Here is a 21,847-nt window from a genome sequence, read left to right as displayed (position 1 = left end):
TCATGCTTAATCAATTACACCGTTGCGGTTAAACGACGGTAATTTAAATCCAGGTTCTTTATGCATCCATTTATAGAAGGCACGACCTGTTAGATTTTGTTCTGGTACAAAGCCCCAAAAACGACTGTCAGCACTTTGATCGCGATTATCCCCCATCGCAAAGTAATGACCTTTAGGTACTTTGACTTCCCAATATAAACCATTTTCAGATGAATATTTACCATTTTCAACATAGTTAATAAACGGTGCCTGACGAGCAACATTCACCCCTTCCAGCTCACGCATTTTAAAGGTGTGCTTACCCAATGTTTCCTGATGGTAAATTGAAGCGGGTGTATCCAGGATATCTTTTTCACGGCTAAATTCTACCGGAACTTTCGCCACTTTTTGTCCATTGATAATCAGTTGTCCATGATCATAGACAATATGGTCACCTGGCAAACCGACTACACGTTTAATATAGCTGATGGTCGGTTGTGGCGGATAACGGAACACAATTACATCACCGCGTTCTGGTTCACCTACATCAATGATTTTAGTATTTACGATGGGTAAACGCACACCATAATTAAATTTGTTGACTAAAATAAAGTCCCCAGTTTCCAGGGTCGGAACCATCGAATCTGAAGGAATATTAAAGGGTTCATATAGGAATGAACGCAGCACCAGCACAACTGCCAGAACTGGCCAGAAGTCATATGCCCATGTGATAATGAAATTTTCATTCCCCTTACCTAAGGTTTGTCTTTGTTTGAAAACAAACTTGTCGAGTAGCCACACCAAGAAAAAAATCAGCGTGACAGGAACGAGAATTAAATTAAAATCAAAATCCATGAGCTATATGACCTCTATTATTATCTTTCTACTTTCAACACAGCAAGGAACGCTTCTTGCGGGATTTCAACACTACCCACCTGCTTCATACGCTTCTTACCTTCTTTCTGTTTAGAAAGAAGTTTTTTCTTACGTGATACATCACCACCATAACATTTCGCCAATACGTTCTTACGCATCGCTTTTACAGTAGAACGGGCAATAATTTGCGCACCAATGGCCGCCTGAATCGCCACATCAAACATTTGACGCGGAATGAGATCTTTCATTTTTTCAACCAGTGCAATACCACGGTGACGTGCATCCTGACGGTGACAGATCATGGCCAAGGCATCAACTTTATCGCCATTAATGAGTACATCAACCTTCACCAGCGATGAGCTTTCAAAACGGATAAAGTTGTAATCGAGTGAGGCAAAACCGCGTGAACATGATTTCAATTTGTCGAAGAAATCCATCACCACTTCAGCCATTGGAATTTCAAAGGTAATCGAAACCTGATTGGCCATAAACTTCATGTCTTTTTGCACACCACGGCGCTCTACACATAAAGTCATCACATTGCCCAGATACTCTTGTGGTACCAGGATATGACACTCAGCAATCGGTTCACGTAAATCTTCAACGGTAGAACCATCTGGCATTTTTGATGGACTGTCGATATAGATCGTCTCACCATTTTTCATCACGGCTTCGTAAATTACGGTTGGCGCAGAAGAAATCAGATCCAGATCGTATTCACGCTCTAGACGCTCTTGTACGATTTCCATATGCAGCATCCCGAGGAAGCCACAGCGGAAACCAAAACCTAAAGCATCTGAGCTTTCAGGTTCAAAGAATAATGCCGAGTCATTGATTTGCAGCTTATGCAATGCTTCACGGAATGGTTCAAAATCACTTGAATCAATCGGGAATAAACCTGCATAGACCTGCGGTTTGACTTTTTTGAAACCGGGTAAAGTTGCAACATCAGGTGTGGCCGCAAGGGTAATGGTATCGCCCACAGGCGCACCAAAAATATCTTTAATACCGGCAATGATAAAACCGACTTCTCCGGCTTCTAACATTCCGGTTTCTGTATGTTTAGGATTGAAGATACCCACTGACGTAATGATATGCGATTGACCTGTTGATTTAATCAACATTTTATCGCCCTTACGCACGCGCCCCTGCTTGATACGCACCAAAGACACAACGCCCAGGTAGTTATCAAACCATGAGTCAATAATCAGGGCTTGTAGCGGTGCATCACGGTCACCTGTAGGTGCAGGAATCACATTGACCAGCGTTTCAAGCACCCCTTCAATGCCAAGGCCTGTTTTCGCAGAACAGGTTGGTGCCTCTGTCGCTTCAATCCCGATAATATCTTCAATTTCCTGAATTACACGTTCAGGTTCAGCCTGCGGCAAGTCAATTTTGTTGAGTACAGGAAGTACTTCAAGCCCTTGCTCAATGGCGGTATAGCAGTTCGCAACCGACTGCGCTTCAACCCCTTGCGCAGCATCGACAACCAAAAGCGCACCTTCACAGGCTGCTAGCGAACGTGATACTTCGTATGAAAAGTCCACGTGTCCTGGCGTGTCAATAAAGTTTAATTGGTATTCTTGACCATTCGGATGGGTATAGTACAACGTCACTGAGGCCGCTTTAATGGTAATACCACGTTCACGTTCCAGTTCCATAGAATCCAGAACCTGAGCCTGCATTTCGCGATCTTGCAAACCACCACAGGTTTGAATAAAGCGATCTGCCAGAGTCGATTTACCATGATCGATATGCGCAATAATCGAAAAGTTACGAATGTTTTTAATATCAACAGATTTTTTAGCTTGCGCCATGGGCTACCTTGAGAAAAAACACGCCATGCAACCAATAATTAATGCATGGCAAAAGCTGAATAGAAATTGCGTAGGATTATAGCAGATGGATTTTTCAATGTATCCTAAATAATGAATTCCTTTTTCGCTTTGAGCGTTATTTTGAAAATAAAACTCAATTGAACCTATGTACTCAGTTTGAAGCCATCCCATCATATTGACTAAAATCCAGCGGATTCAGTTGTTCTGATATCGGCTGATAGGCCTGAATAAATGTCGGTGACATGCGTTTTGGTCGACCTGTCGCAATTTCCACACAGGCCCATTTGGTATTACCCATAAATAAAACACTTTGGTCGTGAGGACGATAAAACACATATTGGCGGAAAGAATACAAGGCATTGACATCATCCAGCCAGGTACGCAAGACAATTTTTTCGCCTTCAAATGCCGCCTTACGATATTGCACATGGTGTTCTACCGCGACCATGGCATGTTTCAGTTCCAGGTATTGTTTCACCCCTAAACCCAGGGCATCAATATGTGCAGTGGCAACATCCTGCATCCAGTGCATATACACGACATTATTCACGTGTCCCAGACTGTCAATATCTTTTGCTTGAACGGTGATTTCCAAATCAAAAACTGTGCTCATCTATTTTGCTTACCCTTACGCTGTGTAAAAACGACCTTCAAGGTCAGACAGTCTACGTAATTTTAGATTGCAGTAAAATTGCAAAATATAAAAAAACCACTCATGCATAGAGTGGTTTTTATTTGATGGACTAGGACTATTCAATCCGCATACCTAAAATAGCGCGCTGATCCTGACGGATAATTGAAACCCGGGCAACTGAACCTTTTTTCAATTCAGATGCAGATTTAACAAAATCTTCACTATTCAAAATGGTTTTATTATTTACTTTGGTAATCACATCTCCTGCCATCAAACGTGATTGAGATGCAATCCCTCCGCGCTTAACTTCCTCTATCAAAATTCCGCCTTTAATATCCAGTTGTTTTTGCTCACTGGCAGTTAAATTACGAATCGTTATGCCTAAAACTGGACCTTTATTTTGAGCCGTCTGTTCAACTTTAGCCGGCGTATCGTCTGGTGCAGTCGTCAACGTTGCCGAGATATTACGAGTTTTATCATCCCGCAAAACTTGCAGTTGAATATTTTGGTTTGGTGAAGTTCTATTCAGGTAATTCAACAACTCTGAAGTTCTGGAAATAGGCGAGCCATTATATTTCAGGATGACATCGCCCGCCTTAAAGCCAGCTTTGGCTGCCGGAGAGTTGGGTGCGACCTGTGTTACCAATGAACCTTCAGGTTTGGACAGGTTATAAGATTCTGCAAGGTTGCGGTCAATGTCTTGCAACATGACGCCCAAATATGAACGGGTCACCTTGCCATTCTTTTTCAACTGCTCTGCCACATCCATTGCGACATCAATCGGAATGGAAAATGACAACCCCATATAGCCGCCAGTACCACTAAAGATACGCGAGTTTACCCCGACCACTTCACCGTTCTGGTTAAACAAGGGACCGCCTGAGTTACCCGGATTCAAAGCTACATCGGTTTGAATAAAGGGTACCGAGGTTTCCCCCATCATGTTACGCATTTTTGCACTGACAATACCAGCAGATGCAGAATAGTCAAAACCGAAAGGTGAACCAATAGCAAGTACCGGCTCACCGACTTTGAGCCGGTCTACATTTCCGGTACGCAATTCAGGGAAACTGGAACCATTGACTTTGAGTAGCGCTACATCGGTACGCGCATCACTTCCGACCACAGTCGCATCAATTTCACGGCGGTCATTTAGCATAATAGTAACTTTAGATGCATCTTCAACCACATGATGATTGGTCAACAGATAACCATCCTTACTGATAAAGAATGCACTACCATAAGCGGTTTTTTCTTGCTGAGCCTGTTGCTGCGGCACAATCACCTGATTTCCAAAAAAACGTTTTAAAATTTCAGGTATTTGTTGTTGTATCAGCTCTTCCTGAGTCATTTTTTTAACGACGTTTACACTCACCACCGCAGGACTGACCTGTTCAACCAGATTAGAAAAGTCTACCGAGGAAGCTGCTTGTGTTTGCATGGCCGCCATTGTAAATACAGCAGCATACATTCCTTTTTGTATATCGCGATTATTCATGTAAAGCATTTACTCCATTCATTACAACTATGCGTAGACAGTATTTAGCATAAAATATGTCTGTTTTGGGTAATAATACGTTTGATTATATTTGTATAAACAACAGCTTAAATCTTTCTTAAAAGTTTGTTGCTTTATTACTTTTTCTCATCATACATTAGCATATTAGCTCTTGTCTTTTGATCAAAAAAGCGGTGTTATTAGCAAACTTTTTTTCAAATTAGCTGATGGACATGTCTAATTTAAATACAACGCATCGTTTTGACATGATCATTGTGGGCAGTGGCGGTGCAGGGTTAAGTCTGGCCTTATCATTACCCGATCATTTCAATATTGCTGTTTTGGCCAAATCGGCACTCACCGAAGCCAGTACTTTTTATGCACAAGGGGGTGTCGCTGCGGTTTTAGATGAAACTGATTCAATTGAACAGCATATTGATGACACCATGATTGCAGGTGCACAGTTATGCGAGCGTGAAGCCGTCAAGCAGACTGTAGAAGGTGGCAAGCCTTCAGTGGATTTCCTGTTAAAACATGGCGTGCAATTTACTTTAGATGAACAGGAACAGCTGCATTTAACCCGCGAAGGCGGTCACTCTCATCGCCGTATTATTCATGCTGCAGATGCGACAGGTCGTGCCATTTCAACTACGTTAGTTGAACGCGCCCAAGAAAAACACAACATCACTATTTTTGAAAATTATATTGCCATTGATTTAATTACTTCAAAAAAACTTGGCCTGAAAGATCAAACCAATCGTGCCCTGGGCCTATACGCGCTTGATGAAAAAACTGAAAAGGTTCATACCTTCTTGGCAGCTTCTACTGCCCTAGCGTGTGGCGGCGCCATGAAAGCCTATCTGTATACCTCTAATCCGGATATCGCGACCGGTGATGGTATTGCCATGGCTTATCGTGCCGGTTGCCGGGTTGCCAATATGGAATTTAATCAGTTCCACCCGACCTGTCTTTATCATCCTCAAGCACGTTCTTTTTTAATTACCGAAGCCATGCGTGGTGAAGGAGCTTATTTACGCTTGCCTGATGGTGAACGTTTTATGCTGCGCTTTGACGAACGTGCTGAACTGGCGCCGCGGGATATTGTGGCACGTGCCATTGACTATGAAATTAAGCGTTTAGGGATACGTCATGTCTGGCTCGACATCACCCATAAAGATGAAACGTTTATTAAAGAGCACTTCCCGACACTATATGCACGTTTACTTGAATTAGGCATCGATATTACCAAGGACATGATTCCTGTGGTTCCTGCGGCGCACTATACTTGTGGCGGTGTGGTGGTCGATGATAATAGCCAGACCGACATTGAAGGTTTATATGCCATTGGTGAAACCTCTTATACCGGTTTACATGGTGCTAACCGAATGGCCAGTAACTCACTTTTAGAATGTTTTGTCTATGGAATGAGCGCAGCAAAACATATCGAAAGTCTGTTCAATCCAGATTATGTTTCGCCGGCTATTCCTGCCTGGGATGATTCCCAAGTCACCAATCCGGATGAAGATGTCGTTATTCTGCAAAACTGGGATGAACTGCGTCAGACCATGTGGAACTATGTCGGTATTGTAAGGACTACCAAACGTCTGCAACGTGCTTTACATCGTATCGAAATGTTGAAGCGTGAAATCACTGAATATTATCAGGATTACCAGGTCAGCAAAAACCTGATTGAACTGCGTAATCTGGTTTTGGTGTCCGAGATGATTGTGCGCTGTGCCATGGAACGCAAGGAATCACGCGGTTTGCATTACACCCTGGATTATCCGGAACTTGGGCCTGAACTGCGTAAAACCGTATTGACTCCACCCAACTTTCAGGTAGAAACCCCGTTGGTCAATGTAGATGCTTAAACTCGTGTAGCATATATAAAAAAGCCGAACATCTGTGTTCGGCTTTTTCAATCTATTACAGCTATTTATTGCCGGGGTGGTATGGAATAAGTACCCACTGCATGTGCAATCGGTTCATCCAGATCAATAGAATATAACCACACATCACCAACAATGAGGGCTTTCCCAACTTTCATTAATTGGCACACTGCACGAATATCCTGTGCTGCCGTTGGTTTTCTTAAAAAATTGATGGATAAATTGGTCGTAACAGCCAACGCAACAATACCGATTTCACCCAGGATCGCAATATACAGGGCATAATCGGCAGCGGTCATCATGGTCGGTCCAGACACCGTTCCGCCTGGTCTTAAATCCGCTGTTCCCACATGATAAATAATGGATGCGCTTTTTTCAGTGACTGATTCTATTTCGCATTTTTCCAGGCTTTGCGGAAATTCACGTTGCAAAAACTCAATAATTTCAGCTTTATTACTTTTCATTGTTTATAAAAAAATCTTCCATAATGTTAGCCACTATAGAAGATTTTTCATTTAAACCCAATCGCTGAGAATAACTACACTGATTGCAAACACCCAAGTGCCTGTCTAAATACTTGTTCGGGCGTTTGGGTGGCATCTAGACGTTTAATCCGCTCACCCTGCCGTTCCCAAAGCTCCTGATAGCCTGAACGTACTTTCTCAAAGAAAACAGCTTTCTCTTGCTCAAAGCGATCTAGTGCACCCCGTTCACGCGCACGTGCCATTCCCAACTCAGTCGGCGCATCTAGCCAAAAGGTGATATTCGGCATATGCGAAACGAAATTCGCATTTAATAGCTCTAATTTTTCTTTGCTTAAACCACGACCTGCACATTGATAGGCATAACTGGCATCGGTAAAACGGTCACACAGTACCGTTTTACCTGCGGTCAATGCCGGAACAATCACTTGCTGCAAATGCTGTGCACGTGCCGCATACATGAGGAGCAATTCGGTATCATTGGACATGCTTTCTTCATGATTCACTGACAATAACAGGGAACGGATCTGTTCTGCCATTGGTGTGCCGCCCGGCTCACGCGTCAGTACTACATCCTGACCTTGCTGCACTAAATAATCATAAATTTTACGAATGAGTGTGGTTTTCCCGACACCTTCAGTGCCTTCAAAACTAATAAACATCCCCACTCCTTAATTTTTTGAACGAATGACAGTTAAATATTCTTGCACGGCACGATTATGCTCATCCAAACTTGCAGTAAATTTATGCCCACCATTGCCGGTAGCCACAAAATAAACGTTATTCGAATTGTCTGGGTGCATGGCAGCTTCGATGGCTTTTTGACTTGGCAATGCAATCGGAGTTGGCGGTAAGCCATTGTTCGTATAAGTGTTATAAGCAGTCGGTGTACGCAAATCTGTACGCGTGATATTGCCATTATAACGATCTCCCATGCCATAAATCACGGTTGGATCGGTTTGCAAACGCATTCCTTGTTGCAAACGACGGATAAATACTCCTGATACCTGATTTAACTCACGATCCAGACTGGTTTCTTTTTCTACAATAGAAGCCATAATCAGTGCTTCATATTTATCCTTATACGGCAAACCGCTGGCACGGTTATTCCATGCCTTATCCAAAGCCTTCATCTGACGCTTATATAAATCGGTCAAAATCTTCTTATCGCTTTCACCTTTGGCAAAGAAATAGGTATCGGGTGCAAACAGGCCTTCAGGATGGCTAAACGGAATACCTAAAGCTTGCAGCATTTGCTCTTGAGGAAGATTCAACACTTCTTTAGTGACCAAATCATCTTTTTTCAATTGTGCAATCAGCTGTTTAAAAGTGGTACCTTCAATCACCAGAATACGGTTCATCTGTGCATTTTCAGCATTCGATACCAGCTGCATTACTTCACGTACCGACATGCCCTGATGCACTTCATAGACACCGGCTTTCATGCTGTCATGAATGATAAACTTTTGATAAAGCTTTAACACAACAGGAAAACTGACTTTATCTTCCTTGGCTAAACGATCAATAAAACCTGAATAGGTATCCCCGTCATCGATGGCCAGCATCTGCTTTTGACCTTCCACAGGATAGGCTTTAAATAAGCTTGACCATAGGATCACCACAATCAAAACCACAAGACCTGCAAATAGAACGACGAAGCCTTTAAATGGAAATGCGTTTGTTGCTTTCTTTTTTGATTTTTTTTTGCTGCTGGACATATTAATGAATCTGATCTAATTGAAGGATATTAAAAAGTTCAATACAGGGTTGAACATTCAAAGCTTGCTGGTTAAGTTCAGTCACGAGTTTCATTGGACTTAAGGCATTACAGAAAAACAGGCTTTCAAATTTTGAGATGTCATCCATATCAATAAAACGCTGTTCACAGTGAATGCCTTGCTGTTGCATCCGGGACAAAATTTCCGCCCGCATCACACCATGGACGCCATTATAACGAAGTTCTGGCGTAATCCATGTATTGTTTAAGCGAATGAAACAATTACTGCTTACTCCTTCAACAACAGTGCCTTGTACATCGGTCACTAAAGCTTCTGCCCAGCCGCGCTGATCGGCTTCATGTTTTAATAATACCTGTTCCAGACGGTTCAGGCTTTTTAATCCCACCAAAGCTGGCATGCTCAGACCCAAAGCTTGCTGCAATACACCCGACTTAATTTTTTCAATTTGAAAATCCTCCACCACCTGAGGATAAAAAAATACCCAGACATCTGCCGGATGATCAGGCAAGCTATAACCGCGCTGCCCTTCGCCGCGACTGATGATAATTTTTAAGGTGCCATTCACATGCAGAAATTGCTGCTGCAACACGGCCAACGTTTTTTCAATGAAGCTTAAATCTGCTTGTAGCATCAGCCGTTCACAACTTAACTTTAGCCGTGCCCTATGCAGGTTTTCAAGTTCAATTTTGCCATGTCGCACACGCGCAGTGGTAAAACACCCATCACCGTAATGGAAAGCCCGATCCAATAATGAAATTTCGCTGATTTGCTGTGCATTTTTAAAACATGGCATATCCGAACATCCTGTAAATGATGACTTAGTTTAAAAACAGCAGCGTTAAATTAATAGCTTTTTTATTCATATCAAATTCATTTCTTATTATTTTTCCAACAAAAAAGATAACGCTATCCTTCGCCTTGTTACAAAACATTAATAATTCAAATTCAAAGGGTATCAACATGCGTACATTAAAAATCGGGGTTTTAGCAGCGCTTATTTCAGCAACATCTTTTGGTGCGCTGGCAAAAGACTTTTTAAACGTTTCCTATGATCCAACACGTGAATTGTATGAAAACTATAATAAAGAGTTTGGTGCCTATTGGAAGAAGACGACAGGCCAAGAGCTTAATTTCAAACAGTCACACGGCGGTTCTGGCAAACAGGCACGTTCAGTGATTGACGGTCTGGATGCCGATGTGGTGACTTTGGCACTTGCAGCAGATATTGATGCGATTGCTGAGAATTCAAATCTTTTGCCCAAAAACTGGCAGAAAAAATTCCCGAATAACTCTACCCCTTATACCTCAACCATCGTGTTCCTGGTCCATAAAGGCAACCCAAAAGGCATTAAAGACTGGGGCGATCTGGTTAAACCGGGTGTAGGCATTATTACCCCTAACCCTAAAACCTCTGGTGGTGCACGCTGGAACTACTTGGCGGCTTGGGCTTGGGCGAAACATCAGGCCGGTGGTAACGACAAAACCGCACAAGAATTTGTGCGTCAAATTTATAAAAACACCAAAGTTCTGGATTCAGGTGCACGTGGAGCAACCACAACATTTGCTGAACGCGGCATTGGTGATGTATTACTGGCCTGGGAAAACGAAGCTCACTTAGCCATTCGTGAACAGCCGGGTAAATTTGAAATCGTGACACCATCATTGTCTATTTTGGCTGAGCCACCGGTAGCGATTGTCGAAAAAAATGCCGAGAAAGATGGCAACCTGAATTTAGCCAAAGCTTATCTCAACTATCTGTATTCACCTGCCGGTCAAACGATTGCTGCCAATAACTTTTATCGTCCACGCAATGCGGCGGTATTGGCAAAATATAAATCCGTATTCAAACCTTTAAAACTGGTCACAATTGATAAAGAATTTGGTGGATGGACCAAAGTTCAAAAAGCACACTTTGAAAATGGTGGCATATTTGACCAGATCGTGAAAGCCAACAGCATCAAATAATTTCAGTTAATTCATCACAGCATCAGTTTTATTCATAAGACTGATGCGAGGATGATAAATCCAACCTTGTTTATCTTTTTTATTCATATTAAATTCGTTTTTTATTATTTTTTATGCATAAAGAATGGCGTTATTCTCTGCCCATGTCATGAAACATATTAAGAATATTGAGGTCCGCATGAGCATTTCAGCAAAATTGAAACTTGGGGTTTTAGCCGCAGTAGTATCGACCATTTCTTTGGGTGCTGCAGCAAAAGATTTTCTCAATGTATCTTATGACCCGACACGTGAACTGTATGAAGACGTGAACAAAGATTTCAGTAAATACTGGCAAAGCCGTACTGGACAAAAAATTAACTTCAAACAGTCTCATGGCGGTTCAGGCAAACAAGCACGTGCGGTTATTGATGGCCTGGATGCAGATGTCGTGACTTTGGCGCTTTCTGCCGACATTGACGTGATTCAGCAAAAAACCAAACTTTTGCCAGCCGACTGGCAAAAGAAACTACCACATAACTCAACACCTTATACCTCAACCATCGTGTTCCTGGTCCATAAAGGCAACCCAAAAGGCATTAAAGACTGGGGCGATCTGGTTAAACCGGGTGTAGGCATTATTACTCCTAACCCTAAAACCTCTGGTGGCGCACGTTGGAACTATTTAGCTGCATGGGCTTGGGCGAAACATCAGGCCGGTGGTAACGACAAAACCGCACAAGAATTTGTGCGTCAAATTTATAAAAACACCAAAGTTCTGGACTCAGGTGCACGCGGTGCAACCACAACATTTGCTGAACGCGGCATTGGTGATGTATTGCTGGCATGGGAAAACGAAGCTCACTTAGCCATTCGTGAACAGCCGGGTAAATTTGAGATTGTAACGCCATCATTGTCTATTTTGGCTGAGCCACCGGTGGCGATTGTGGAAAAGAATGCCGAGAAAAAAGGCAATAAATACCTGGCTCAAGGCTACTTAAACTTCCTTTACTCGCCACGCGGCCAGCAAATCGCTGCTGAAAACTTCTACCGTCCACGCAATCAGAAAACACTGGCGCAATACAGCAAGGTATTTAAGCCACTAAAACTGGTCACGATTGATCAGGAATTTGGTGGCTGGAGCAAAGTTCAAAAAGCACACTTTGAAAATGGCGGCGTATTTGACCAGATCGTAAAAGCCAATAGTGCTAAATAATCGCATTCGATAGACAGGAGCATCGACATGATACATACCGTAATTGTTCCAGGCGTAGGGGGTAGTGAAGCTGCTCACTGGCAGTCATGGCTACAACGACAACTCATGTCATGCTCCCGTGTGCAACAACAGGACTGGAACACGCCTGTGTTACAAAAATGGATTGCGGAATTTGTAAATACCGTAGCGCCCATTCAGGGCAATATCCAGATTGTCGCGCATAGTTTTGGTTGTTTAACCACTGTGGCAGCACTGGCTCAGCATCCGGAACTCAATCAAAAAATTAAGAATTTGATTTTGGTTGCCCCGGCCAATCCTGCCCGTTTTGGCGAAGCTGGCTTTGCACGTGATAGCCAGCAAGATTATCAACACTATTTTCATCAGCTTAAAATTCTGGTGCCGACCAGTTTACTGATAAGTGAAAACGATCCCTGGTTAAATTTTGAAGATGCCCTGCAACTTGCGCAAGCGTGGAAGCTGAATCCAATCAATCTGGGTCAAGTTGGGCATATCAATGTCGCTTCCGGTTTTGGTCCATTTCCTGAAATTTATGATTATCTGATTTCAGAAAATGTGTTGCAACATATCAATTTTACTGATGAGAACAAGTGCTTTTTTAAATTTGCAATTTGAAGTCTGCAAATTATGCTTGTGCCGATTTAAACTTTTATTTTCGCTGACTTAATTGGTCAGCATCGCTCTTTTCAGGAGTCATCATGTCGCAGCGATCCCGAGTGCTGCCAGGATTTGGTCTTTCTCTAGGCTTTACCCTAGCGTATTTGTCATTAATTGTTCTTATTCCACTGTCTGCGGTATTTATTAAATCGCTAGGTATAGGCTGGGACGGTTTATGGGAAATTTTAAGTTCAGAACGTATCTTAAAATCTTTGCAGTTAAGTTTTAGCGCTGCCCTAATTGCAGCCTTAATCAATGTCGTGTTTGGCTTGTTATTGGCATGGTGTTTGGTGCGTTATAGTTTTCCCGGTAAACGTATTATCGATGCTTTGGTCGACTTACCCTTTGCCCTGCCAACAGCTGTGGCCGGTATTGCCTTAACATCATTATATGCACCAACTGGCTGGATCGGTCAGTATCTGGAACCGATCGGTATTAAAGTGGCCTATACCCCGATCGGGATCACGCTTGCGCTGATCTTTATTGGTATTCCTTTTGTGGTACGTACCGTACAGCCAGTACTCAGCGATCTGGAAACTGAACTGGAAGAAGCCGCATCTGCGCTGGGCGCAAACCGTTTTCAGATTATCACCAAGATTATTTTACCGATTCTGTTCCCTGCACTATTGACCGGTTTTGCCTTGGCCTTTGCACGTGGTGTCGGTGAATACGGTTCGGTGATCTTTATTGCCGGTAACCAGCCTTTTGAAACTGAAATCGCACCACTGATGATTATTTCTCGTTTAGAAGAATATGACTATGCCGGTGCGACCACCATTGCAGTCGTCATGCTGGTACTGTCATTTGCGATTTTATTCCTGATTAACTTGCTACAAGCATGGGCAAGCCGTCGTACAGGGAGAACAGCACGATGAGTTTAATCACCAATAGCAATGCTTTAGCCGAGAAATTACAGTCCCGCGATGCAACCCGTGAACCAGTCTGGGTTCGCTATGTGCTGCTTACAATTGCGCTGATTTTCTTTTTAAGCTGCCTGATTCTGCCTTTAATTCTGGTGTTTGTTGAAGCGTTTAAACAAGGTGTCGGGGTTTATTTCCAGGCACTGGTGCATCCAGATACCTTATCTGCCGTGAAACTGACTTTACTGACTGCCGTGATTGCCGTGCCGTTAAACGTGGTGTTTGGTATAGCAGCTGCATGGTCTGTTGCGAAATTTAATTTCCGTGGCAAATCCATTCTGACCACCATTATTGATTTACCCTTCTCGGTTTCACCTGTGATCGCAGGTATGATGCTGGTGCTGATTTTCGGTACCCAAGGCTGGCTTGGCGGCTGGCTGATGGACAATGACATTAAAATTTTGTATGCCGTTCCTGCCATTGTGCTGGCAACCGTGTTCATTACTGTACCTTTTGTGGCGCGTGAACTGATTCCTTTGATGGAAGCACAAGGCACAGAGGAAGAAGAAGCGGCAATTGTACTGGGTGCTTCAGGTTGGCAAACCTTCTGGAAAGTGACCTTACCCAATATTAAATGGGGTCTGATTTACGGTGTGATTCTGTGTAATGCCCGTGCCATGGGTGAATTCGGTGCAGTATCGGTGGTATCTGGTCACATTCGTGGTGAAACCAATACCCTACCGCTACATGTTGAAATCCTTTACAACGAATATACCTTTAGTGCGGCGTTTGCGGTGTCATCGCTTCTGGCTTTGCTTGCAATTGTGACCCTGATCTTGAAAACATGGGTAGAAGTGCGCCAGGAAAAACAAAACAAACGTAATGACGATTCAACAGTTTCTTAAGGAATGACATCATGAGTATTCAAGTTAAAAATATTGAAAAACACTTTGGTGCATTCCATGCACTTAAAAACATTTCACTGGATTTTCCAGATGGTCAGCTGGTGGCATTACTCGGTCCATCTGGCTGTGGTAAAACGACCCTGCTACGTATTATTGCAGGTCTGGAATCAGCCGATGGCGGTCAGGTGATTCTTGAAGGCGAAGATGCAACAGATGTGCATGTACGTGAACGTGAAGTCGGCTTTGTATTCCAGCATTATGCCTTGTTCCGTCATATGACTGTATTTGACAATATTGCTTTTGGTCTGCGGGTTCGTCCGCGCAAAACCCGTCCATCAGAAGCTGAAATTAAAAAACGTGTCACCCGTTTGCTTGATCTGGTTCAGTTGGGCTTTTTGGCGGACCGTTATCCTGCGCAACTCTCTGGTGGTCAACGTCAGCGTATTGCCTTGGCACGTGCTTTAGCCGTTGAACCTCGCGTATTACTGCTCGATGAACCGTTTGGCGCACTTGATGCCAAAGTGCGTAAAGAACTACGCCGCTGGTTACGTACCCTGCATGATGAATTGCACATTACTTCTATTTTTGTAACCCATGATCAAGAAGAAGCTTTAGAAGTGGCTGACCAGATCGTGGTGATGAATAAAGGCAATGTTGAACAGATTGGTTCACCTCGTGAAGTGTATGAAAAACCGGCAACGCCGTTCGTATTCGACTTCCTCGGTCAAGCCAACCGTTTTGAAGGGCAAAACCAGCAAGGCATCATTCAGATTGGGGATGACCGTCTGCAACTGCCACAGGTGAAAAATGCTCCGCAAGGGAATGTGATTGCCTTTGCCCGTCCAAATGAACTGCGTATTCATGCAACACCACAGGAAAATGCCATTCAGGCCACTTTCCTGCGCGAAATCTGGATTGCCGGTAAAGTTCTGGCTGAACTTCAAGATCGTCAAGGCAATTTAATTGAAATTTCGCTTAACTCGGACGAAGCGAAACTACACCAATTCAAACCAAATCAAACCGTGTGGTTAAGTCCAACAGCATTGCATCTGTTTGCAAACGATGTCGCTTAATAACAAATAGATGGGGCAAAAACAGCCCCATCCTCTTTAGGGTAAACAGCATTATGAATTTCCAACAATTAAGAATTATTCGAGAAACCGTTAGACAAAACTTTAATTTAACCGAAGCTTCGGCAGCACTTTACACCTCACAATCAGGGGTGAGTAAACACATCAAAGATTTAGAAGATGAACTGGGGGTACAGCTGTTTATCCGTAAAGGTAAACGTTTATTGGGCTTGACTGAACCGGGTCAGTCTTTACTCGGTATTGTTGAGCGCATGCTGGTCGATGCAGACAATATTAAACGTCTGGCAGATGACTTTAACCGCGTTGATGAAGGTACCTTGACCATTGCCACCACACATACCCAGGCGCGTTATGTGTTGCCGCCCATTGTGAACCAGTTTAAAAAAGAATTTCCGAAAGTTCACTTGATTTTGCAACAGGCGAGCCCGGTTGAAATTACCGAAATGTTGCTTCAGGGTGAAGCGGATATTGGCATTGCGACCGAATCCCTCACCACAGAAGAAAATCTGGCCAGTGTGCCTTACTACAACTGGCAGCACAGTATTATTACACCGAAAGACCATGCGCTTGCCCACAAAGCAGACATCACGCTGGAAGACTTGGCGCAATATCCGATTATTACCTACCATGGCGGTTTCACAGGTCGTTCTAAAATTGACAAAGCCTTTGAAGATGCAGGTATTGATGTCGATATTGTCATGTCAGCACTGGATGCCGATGTCATCAAAACCTATGTCGAACTGAACATGGGGGTCGGTATAGTCAATAATGTTGCCTATGATGCTGAACGTGACTATCGTTTAAAGCAAATTCCAACTGATATCTTTGGTGTAAATACCACCTGGATTGCGGTGCGCAAAGGTCATTTGCTACGCGGTTATGGTTATGAGTTTATTTCACTGTGCTCGCCAGAAGCTGACATTAAAGCACTGAAAAAAGTGGCTTATCCAGAAGACTAATTATTCCATTTTTTCTAAAATCAGGGATATAAAAATATCCCTTTTTTTATTGATATTTTTACGCAACCTAATTCAAAACAATCATTTAAATATCAAAAACTTCAAACAACACTTGCCGATTATGCCTAAAATCAAATAAAGTAAAACATTGGATAAAAAACATTCAATTTCATGTTTATATTTATACTTTTTACAGACATTGAATCATTAAAAAATTAATTGAGGGTATCTATGAAAGCTACGGCATTCGGCATCAGTCTTGGTATTTTCATGCCTGGCTACCTCTATGCTGCGGCACTGGAAACCTCTAACCAGTCCATCGCATCTTTTTTACAACCCGATCATTATGCCGAGTTCTCAACAGCCATTATAAAAGCCAAAATTTCTGGCAAAACCTATCGACCAGACCCGAATAACCCATCCACATCTAGTGAAATTTCGACCCACAATTTTGCCAACACCTTTTATGTTTCGAATCTCGCATTAAAATTACAAGTACACCCGAATTGGTCTTTTGGGCTGATTTACGATCAACCTTTTGGTACAGATATCGGCTACGCTTTAGAACCGATTAACACCAGTCCTGCCGATTTAGTCAATGCTGTAGATTTTGAATTGAATACCCATAATTTAACCGCCCTGTTCGGTTATCAGCCTAATCCATCCTGGAATTTGTACACAGGATTAAGCTATCAAACCCTGGACACTCAGCTGAAAATTTCAGGACAATCGATGGGAATACTGGCCGATTATGTTGCAGATACCGATCAAGATTCAGGCTTGGGATGGTTAACCGGAATCAGCTATCAAATACCTGAATATGCTCTAAAAACTTCACTCAGCTATCGTTCTAAAATTCACCATCAACCGCAATTTTATGAACAAACTTTTTCTACTCCTGCAATTCCGGTCTTGAATTTAAGCTCTAAACAGTCCATCAGCATAGAAACCCCTCAGTCGCTGAACTTCGAGTTTCAATGGGGAATCACTCCGCGCAATCTTATCTATACTTCATTACGCTGGGTGAATTGGGAAAAATTTAAAATGATTTCTCCCCTAATGAGTTCAGGTACACCTGCATCGGTCAATTTGGTGGATTATCAAAAAAATCAGCTTTCTGCAACCTTGGGATTGGCCCATATATTCAATGAGCAATGGACCGGGGCTGTGGATCTAGGACTGGATTCAGGTATTGGCAATCCAGCTTCCACTTTAAGCCCTTCGGATGATTACTATAGTCTGGGTGTCGGCGGTTTTTATAATCTGAACTCTAATTTATTTATTGCCGCGGGGATTAAATATTTTAGCCTTAACAAAGCCAAAGTTGAGCAAGATCAAGAGGGTTCAGGCAGTTTATTCGGCGTGTTGTCATCGGTGAACAATAACCGGGCGGTTGCCTATGGGTTCAAGATGGGTTATCGCTTTTAACTCAAAATAGTTTAAGTTTAAATAGCTTAATTTTGGAAAAATAAAAAACGAGCCTTAGCTCGTTCTTTATTGTCTGTAAAGATTAGAAGCGGAAACTTACACCCAGTTTAGCAACTGGTAGCCACTCGTATTTATTGTCATTTTCAATCTCACGCTCTTCTTGCTCGACTGCAGAGATAAAATCTACCCCTGGTTGCGTAGTTACAGCAGTACCAGTCGCAGTTAAGTTAGCTTGTGGGTTACCGTTGTAATAAGCACCGATTTCACCAAATACTCCCCAACGATTGGTAATTGCTGGTGAGAAACCGATACCTACATATGGAGCTAAATTGTTTTTATACGATAATTGACCACTAATATTTGCTCCACCAGTGCCAGCTACGAAATCCGTACCGTTCACTGTGAATCCTTCAGAAGCACCTACACGACGCTGAATATCGTAATCGTTATCAATATAACCTACACCAGCAGCCATATAGAACCAGTTTGCCCAAGGACGGATTTCAGCGTTTAAATAGGTTAGATTGTTTTCCATATCTAAATCATATTCTGATCCATTAATGGATAAATCATCCGACCAAGAAATATCACCGCCGTTATAACCTAAAGTTACACCAACATACGGATTGGCACTCCAAGAAATAGCGCCACCATTACCAGTAGTACCAACTTCTGCACGTACTGAAGCTGGTTTAAAGAAAGAGAATTCAGCAACGCCATCATTCGTTACTATTGTTTCATCTGCTGCCATAACAGAACTAGCTGCTGTAGCTAATACAGAAATCGCCAAAATTTTATGTAAAGTTTTCATTATTTCTCTCCTCAAAAATAACTTTTTTTTCATCATTAATACTATTTATGATGAGTTAACTATAAATGAGTTTATGGCCACTTTTTACCCACGTTTTGCTCATGTTTTGTTATTTTTTGATACATATTTATTTTCTTTTTGATAAACAAGTTATTTTTAAGTTTAAAATTTAACTTTAATTTCATTTTATTAATATTTTATAATTCTAATTTATGATTAATTCCGATCCGAAGCCACTTTTTCATCTATTTCTGTCTCAATATAGTGTAAAATCTTGAAAATTTTTTTTCTGGAAGGAAGATCATGTCTCAGCTTTCAACAATCATTGAACAAGCGTTTGAAGACCGTGCGAATTTCACAGCAGCGGATTGCTCACCTGAAATTCGTCAAGCCGTTGAAGAAGTCATTGCTGGCCTGGACAATGGTAGCTTACGTGTTGCTGAAAAAATCGAAGGTGAATGGGTTGTTCATCAGTGGATTAAGAAAGCTGTATTGTTATCCTTCAAATTGAATGATAACAAACCAATGGAAGCATGTGATCTTCGTTTCTACGACAAAGTCGACACTAAATTTGCTGATTGGACTGAAGAACAGTTTAAAGCTGCTGGCGTACGTGTAGTACCTCCTGCTGTGGCACGTAAAGGTTCTTTCCAGGCGAAAAACGTAGTATTGATGCCTTCTTATGTGAACATCGGTGCATATGTAGATGAAGGTACCATGGTCGATACATGGGCGACTGTGGGTTCATGTGCACAAATCGGTAAAAATGTTCACTTGTCTGGTGGTGTAGGTATTGGTGGTGTTCTTGAGCCACTTCAAGCGAACCCAACCATTATTGAAGACAACTGCTTCATTGGTGCACGTTCTGAAATCGTTGAAGGCGTGATTGTAGAAGAAGGTTCTGTGATTTCAATGGGCGTATTCATTGGTCAATCTACTAAAATCTTTGATCGTGAAACTGGCGAAATCCATTACGGCCGCGTTCCTGCAGGTTCTGTAGTCGTATCTGGTAGTCTTCCATCTAAATGTGGTACTTACAGCCTATATGCTGCAATTATCGTGAAAAAAGTAGATGCGAAAACCCGTGCGAAAACCAGCCTGAACGATCTACTTCGCGAAGACTAGGTCTTAAATTTTTAGGAACTTAATATTCCTCAGAGCTTTAGTCGCTCTTCGTCTCTACGGTTAGCAATAGCCGTAGGGATTTTTATTTTTATACCCTATCTATCCTGAGTTGGATTATGTTGTTATGAGTACTCTTCGATCTTCCGCTATTCCTGTTTCCGATCCGTCTGCGGGGTTACGTATTACGGAGATTTTCTATTCATTACAAGGTGAAGCCAACGCCGCAGGATTACCGACCGTATTTATCCGTTTAACCGGTTGCCCTTTACGTTGTACGTATTGTGATACTACTTATTCTTTTGAAGGTGGTGAGCGCAAATCTTTAGACGACATTATTCAAACCACACTCGATTTTAAAACACCTTATATTTGTGTGACCGGTGGTGAACCATTGGCACAGCCTAACGCCCTGCCATTGATGCAGCGTTTAGCCGACTTGGGCTGTGAAGTATCTTTAGAGACCAGTGGTGCTTTAGATGTGTCTAAGGTAGATCCGCGAGTTTCTAAAGTACTCGATTTAAAAACGCCAACTTCTGGAGAAGTTGCACGAAATTTGCTTAGTAATCTCGATCATTTAACCCGGCACGACCAAATCAAGTTTGTGATTTGTAACCGTGAAGACTATGAATGGTCAAAACAGCAAGTTGAACAATACACACTGGCCGACAAAGTCAGCACCGTCTGGTTCTCACCCGCTTTTGCTGTAGAAAAAGGCGCGGTGAAGTTACCGCAACTTGCGCGTGATTTGGCTCAATGGATTTTAGATGACCATCTCCCTGTTCGTTTCCAGTTGCAATTACATAAATTGCTCTGGAACGATGAAACCGGTCGTTAATCTGTTTTGTTTTTAAATACCTATTTTTTGGAGATTTGGATATGCGCCCTCGTGCCATAGTTTTGTTATCTGGCGGCTTAGACTCAACAACTTGTTTGGCTTGGGCGCAAGCACGTTATGAATGTATTGCTTTAAGTTTCATGTATGGTCAGCGTTCAACCACTGAACTGGATGCCGCTCGAGCATTAACCCAGCGTGCTGGTGTCGAACATCGTGTGATTAATATCGATTTGGGTAACCTCGGTGGCTCTGCGTTAACAGACCATAACATTGATGTACCCGAACAGGAACAAGAAGGTATTCCTGTAACTTATGTTCCAGCACGTAACACAATATTTCTGTCTTATGCGCTCGCCGCAGCCGAAGTTTTTGGTGCAGAAGCAATTGTGATTGGTATCAATGCCGTTGATTATTCAGGCTATCCTGACTGTCGCCCTGAATTTATTGATGCTTTTGAACGCATGGCGCGCTTGGCAACCAAGGTGGGTGTAGAAGGAAAACCTCTTAAATTTGAAACACCTTTGTTACATTTATCCAAAGCAAATATCATTCGCTTAGGTATAGAACATGGCGTAGACTATAGTCAAACGGTGTCTTGCTACCAAGCAGACGACCAAGGACGTGCTTGTGGTAAATGCGATAGTTGCCGCTTACGTAAACAGGGTTTTGCTGACGCGGGTATCGCCGATCCGACACGTTATATACCGTCATAACAGGGTACAGTACATGAAAAATTTGAAGTCAAACATTATTCTTTCTACATTGGTTTCTGCGGTTGCATTGATGGCTACTGCTTCAAATGCAGCTGAAACAAATAAGCTTCAAGAGGCTTATAAAAGCACTAATGTAAAATCTGCTTTAATTAATGTTTGTAAAGAAGAAACTGGCAAAGGTAAAAAACTTAGCTCAGCTGAAGTAAGCAAATACTGTTCTTGTGCAGTGGAAGCTGATGGCCGTTTAACCAATGCTCAAAAATGGGAAATCCAAAGTACCATTAACCAGAAGAAAAGCCCTGCAACTTTAGCTTTTGTACAAAAACAAAATAAAGATCTTCAAGCTTGTTTTG

22 protein-coding genes are annotated in these 21,847 nt (G+C 42.4%); 13 read left to right on the top strand and 9 right to left on the bottom strand.

Annotated features, from left to right (window positions below; genetic code table 11):
• Positions 1-6 precede the first annotated feature (6 nt).
• The 4 genes from lepB to B2Y23_RS02455 form a co-directional block, all read right to left on the bottom strand.
• Positions 7-834: a signal peptidase I gene (gene lepB, locus B2Y23_RS02470; protein ID WP_291354689.1), complete on the bottom strand. Its 828-nt coding sequence runs from the start codon at positions 832-834 to the stop codon at positions 7-9.
• Between the two features lie 20 nt (positions 835-854).
• Positions 855-2,672 carry a translation elongation factor 4 gene (gene lepA / locus B2Y23_RS02465; protein ID WP_291354690.1) on the bottom strand — a complete coding sequence of 606 codons (1,818 nt, stop codon included), beginning with the start codon at positions 2,670-2,672 and terminating at the stop codon, positions 855-857.
• A gap of 172 nt (positions 2,673-2,844) precedes the next feature.
• Positions 2,845-3,306 carry an acyl-CoA thioesterase gene (locus B2Y23_RS02460; protein WP_291354691.1) on the bottom strand — a complete coding sequence of 154 codons (462 nt, stop codon included), beginning with the start codon at positions 3,304-3,306 and terminating at the stop codon, positions 2,845-2,847.
• Positions 3,307-3,442: 136 nt separating this feature from the next.
• A complete protein-coding gene (locus B2Y23_RS02455) occupies positions 3,443-4,825 on the bottom strand; it encodes a Do family serine endopeptidase (protein ID WP_291354692.1) in 1,383 nt (460 codons plus the stop codon).
• Between the two features lie 227 nt (positions 4,826-5,052).
• Here B2Y23_RS02455 and nadB point away from each other — a divergent pair, with 227 nt between their 5' ends.
• Positions 5,053-6,696: an L-aspartate oxidase gene (gene nadB, locus B2Y23_RS02450; protein WP_291368814.1), complete on the top strand. Its 1,644-nt coding sequence runs from the start codon at positions 5,053-5,055 to the stop codon at positions 6,694-6,696.
• Positions 6,697-6,761: 65 nt separating this feature from the next.
• On the opposite strand, the gene B2Y23_RS02445 is transcribed toward nadB, so the two are convergent.
• The 4 genes from B2Y23_RS02445 to pabC all read right to left on the bottom strand — a co-directional run bounded on the left by B2Y23_RS02445 (position 6,762) and on the right by pabC (position 9,728).
• Complete coding sequence (locus tag B2Y23_RS02445) at positions 6,762-7,178, bottom strand: PaaI family thioesterase (RefSeq protein WP_291368812.1); 417 nt, start codon at positions 7,176-7,178, stop codon at positions 6,762-6,764.
• A 74-nt stretch (positions 7,179-7,252) separates the two neighbouring features.
• On the bottom strand, positions 7,253-7,858 hold the full coding sequence (tmk, locus tag B2Y23_RS02440; RefSeq protein ID WP_291368810.1) for a dTMP kinase: 606 nt from the start codon (positions 7,856-7,858) through the stop codon (positions 7,253-7,255).
• A 9-nt stretch (positions 7,859-7,867) separates the two neighbouring features.
• Positions 7,868-8,914 (bottom strand): endolytic transglycosylase MltG, encoded by a 1,047-nt coding sequence (gene mltG / locus B2Y23_RS02435; RefSeq protein ID WP_291368808.1) that lies wholly within the window; start codon positions 8,912-8,914, stop codon positions 7,868-7,870.
• A 1-nt stretch (position 8,915) separates the two neighbouring features.
• Positions 8,916-9,728 carry an aminodeoxychorismate lyase gene (gene pabC / locus B2Y23_RS02430; RefSeq protein ID WP_291368806.1) on the bottom strand — a complete coding sequence of 271 codons (813 nt, stop codon included), beginning with the start codon at positions 9,726-9,728 and terminating at the stop codon, positions 8,916-8,918.
• Between the two features lie 167 nt (positions 9,729-9,895).
• Between pabC and B2Y23_RS02425 the strand changes: the two genes are divergently transcribed.
• The 8 genes from B2Y23_RS02425 to B2Y23_RS02390 all read left to right on the top strand — a co-directional run bounded on the left by B2Y23_RS02425 (position 9,896) and on the right by B2Y23_RS02390 (position 18,010).
• Positions 9,896-10,900 carry a sulfate ABC transporter substrate-binding protein gene (locus tag B2Y23_RS02425; protein WP_291368804.1) on the top strand — a complete coding sequence of 335 codons (1,005 nt, stop codon included), beginning with the start codon at positions 9,896-9,898 and terminating at the stop codon, positions 10,898-10,900.
• Between the two features lie 178 nt (positions 10,901-11,078).
• The gene (locus tag B2Y23_RS02420) at positions 11,079-12,092 is read left to right on the top strand and encodes a sulfate ABC transporter substrate-binding protein (RefSeq protein WP_291354699.1); all 1,014 of its coding nucleotides are present in this window, start codon (positions 11,079-11,081) and stop codon (positions 12,090-12,092) included.
• Positions 12,093-12,119: 27 nt separating this feature from the next.
• A complete protein-coding gene (locus tag B2Y23_RS02415) occupies positions 12,120-12,725 on the top strand; it encodes an alpha/beta hydrolase (protein ID WP_291368802.1) in 606 nt (201 codons plus the stop codon).
• Positions 12,726-12,808: 83 nt separating this feature from the next.
• The gene (gene cysT, locus B2Y23_RS02410) at positions 12,809-13,642 is read left to right on the top strand and encodes a sulfate ABC transporter permease subunit CysT (RefSeq protein ID WP_291368800.1); all 834 of its coding nucleotides are present in this window, start codon (positions 12,809-12,811) and stop codon (positions 13,640-13,642) included.
• Positions 13,639-14,532, top strand: a complete 894-nt coding sequence (cysW, locus tag B2Y23_RS02405) for a sulfate ABC transporter permease subunit CysW (RefSeq protein ID WP_291368798.1) — start codon at positions 13,639-13,641, stop codon at positions 14,530-14,532. Before cysT ends, cysW begins: the two co-directional genes overlap by 4 nt.
• An 11-nt stretch (positions 14,533-14,543) precedes the next feature.
• The gene (locus B2Y23_RS02400; RefSeq protein ID WP_291368796.1) at positions 14,544-15,605 is read left to right on the top strand and encodes a sulfate/molybdate ABC transporter ATP-binding protein; all 1,062 of its coding nucleotides are present in this window, start codon (positions 14,544-14,546) and stop codon (positions 15,603-15,605) included.
• 53 nt (positions 15,606-15,658) lie between these two features.
• Entirely contained in the window at positions 15,659-16,582 is a 924-nt protein-coding gene (locus B2Y23_RS02395; RefSeq protein WP_291354704.1) for a CysB family HTH-type transcriptional regulator, read from the top strand.
• Between the two features lie 231 nt (positions 16,583-16,813).
• Complete coding sequence (locus B2Y23_RS02390; RefSeq protein ID WP_291368794.1) at positions 16,814-18,010, top strand: OmpP1/FadL family transporter; 1,197 nt, start codon at positions 16,814-16,816, stop codon at positions 18,008-18,010.
• Positions 18,011-18,092: 82 nt separating this feature from the next.
• Here the strand turns inward: B2Y23_RS02390 and carO are convergent, their stop codons facing one another.
• Entirely contained in the window at positions 18,093-18,821 is a 729-nt protein-coding gene (gene carO / locus B2Y23_RS02385) for an ornithine uptake porin CarO (RefSeq protein ID WP_291368792.1), read from the bottom strand.
• A 303-nt stretch (positions 18,822-19,124) separates the two neighbouring features.
• Here carO and dapD point away from each other — a divergent pair, with 303 nt between their 5' ends.
• The 4 genes from dapD to B2Y23_RS02365 all read left to right on the top strand — a co-directional run.
• Positions 19,125-19,946 (top strand): 2,3,4,5-tetrahydropyridine-2,6-dicarboxylate N-succinyltransferase, encoded by an 822-nt coding sequence (dapD, locus tag B2Y23_RS02380; RefSeq protein WP_291354707.1) that lies wholly within the window; start codon positions 19,125-19,127, stop codon positions 19,944-19,946.
• A 124-nt stretch (positions 19,947-20,070) separates the two neighbouring features.
• Positions 20,071-20,781: a 7-carboxy-7-deazaguanine synthase QueE gene (gene queE, locus B2Y23_RS02375; RefSeq protein WP_291368790.1), complete on the top strand. Its 711-nt coding sequence runs from the start codon at positions 20,071-20,073 to the stop codon at positions 20,779-20,781.
• Between the two features lie 41 nt (positions 20,782-20,822).
• Positions 20,823-21,494 carry a 7-cyano-7-deazaguanine synthase QueC gene (gene queC / locus B2Y23_RS02370; protein ID WP_291354709.1) on the top strand — a complete coding sequence of 224 codons (672 nt, stop codon included), beginning with the start codon at positions 20,823-20,825 and terminating at the stop codon, positions 21,492-21,494.
• Between the two features lie 13 nt (positions 21,495-21,507).
• The coding region (locus B2Y23_RS02365) for a hypothetical protein (protein WP_291368788.1) at positions 21,508-21,847 on the top strand (340 nt) is incomplete at its 3' end.

The organism is Acinetobacter sp. UBA5934, assembly GCF_002430855.1.
GTDB lineage: Bacteria > Pseudomonadota > Gammaproteobacteria > Pseudomonadales > Moraxellaceae > Acinetobacter.
The sequence above is the reverse complement of the archived record's forward strand: the minus strand, read 5'-3'. Positions and strand labels throughout refer to the sequence as shown.

Excerpts from the sequence above, each read along its gene's own strand:
- B2Y23_RS02400 (WP_291368796.1), top strand. The coding sequence starts at position 14,544 with ATGAGTATTCAAGTTAAAAATATTGAAAAACACTTTGGTGCATTCCAT.
- mltG (WP_291368808.1), bottom strand. The coding sequence starts at position 8,914 with ATGTCCAGCAGCAAAAAAAAATCAAAAAAGAAAGCAACAAACGCATTT.
- queE (WP_291368790.1), top strand. The coding sequence starts at position 20,071 with ATGAGTACTCTTCGATCTTCCGCTATTCCTGTTTCCGATCCGTCTGCG.
- pabC (WP_291368806.1), bottom strand. The coding sequence starts at position 9,728 with ATGCCATGTTTTAAAAATGCACAGCAAATCAGCGAAATTTCATTATTG.
- lepB (WP_291354689.1), bottom strand. The coding sequence starts at position 834 with ATGGATTTTGATTTTAATTTAATTCTCGTTCCTGTCACGCTGATTTTT.
- tmk (WP_291368810.1), bottom strand. The coding sequence starts at position 7,858 with ATGTTTATTAGTTTTGAAGGCACTGAAGGTGTCGGGAAAACCACACTC.
- B2Y23_RS02415 (WP_291368802.1), top strand. The coding sequence starts at position 12,120 with ATGATACATACCGTAATTGTTCCAGGCGTAGGGGGTAGTGAAGCTGCT.
- nadB (WP_291368814.1), top strand. The coding sequence starts at position 5,053 with ATGGACATGTCTAATTTAAATACAACGCATCGTTTTGACATGATCATT.
- B2Y23_RS02420 (WP_291354699.1), top strand. The coding sequence starts at position 11,079 with ATGAGCATTTCAGCAAAATTGAAACTTGGGGTTTTAGCCGCAGTAGTA.
- B2Y23_RS02460 (WP_291354691.1), bottom strand. The coding sequence starts at position 3,306 with ATGAGCACAGTTTTTGATTTGGAAATCACCGTTCAAGCAAAAGATATT.
- cysW (WP_291368798.1), top strand. The coding sequence starts at position 13,639 with ATGAGTTTAATCACCAATAGCAATGCTTTAGCCGAGAAATTACAGTCC.
- B2Y23_RS02455 (WP_291354692.1), bottom strand. The coding sequence starts at position 4,825 with ATGAATAATCGCGATATACAAAAAGGAATGTATGCTGCTGTATTTACA.
- dapD (WP_291354707.1), top strand. The coding sequence starts at position 19,125 with ATGTCTCAGCTTTCAACAATCATTGAACAAGCGTTTGAAGACCGTGCG.
- B2Y23_RS02395 (WP_291354704.1), top strand. The coding sequence starts at position 15,659 with ATGAATTTCCAACAATTAAGAATTATTCGAGAAACCGTTAGACAAAAC.
- B2Y23_RS02425 (WP_291368804.1), top strand. The coding sequence starts at position 9,896 with ATGCGTACATTAAAAATCGGGGTTTTAGCAGCGCTTATTTCAGCAACA.
- carO (WP_291368792.1), bottom strand. The coding sequence starts at position 18,821 with ATGAAAACTTTACATAAAATTTTGGCGATTTCTGTATTAGCTACAGCA.
- B2Y23_RS02445 (WP_291368812.1), bottom strand. The coding sequence starts at position 7,178 with ATGAAAAGTAATAAAGCTGAAATTATTGAGTTTTTGCAACGTGAATTT.
- cysT (WP_291368800.1), top strand. The coding sequence starts at position 12,809 with ATGTCGCAGCGATCCCGAGTGCTGCCAGGATTTGGTCTTTCTCTAGGC.
- B2Y23_RS02390 (WP_291368794.1), top strand. The coding sequence starts at position 16,814 with ATGAAAGCTACGGCATTCGGCATCAGTCTTGGTATTTTCATGCCTGGC.
- queC (WP_291354709.1), top strand. The coding sequence starts at position 20,823 with ATGCGCCCTCGTGCCATAGTTTTGTTATCTGGCGGCTTAGACTCAACA.
- lepA (WP_291354690.1), bottom strand. The coding sequence starts at position 2,672 with ATGGCGCAAGCTAAAAAATCTGTTGATATTAAAAACATTCGTAACTTT.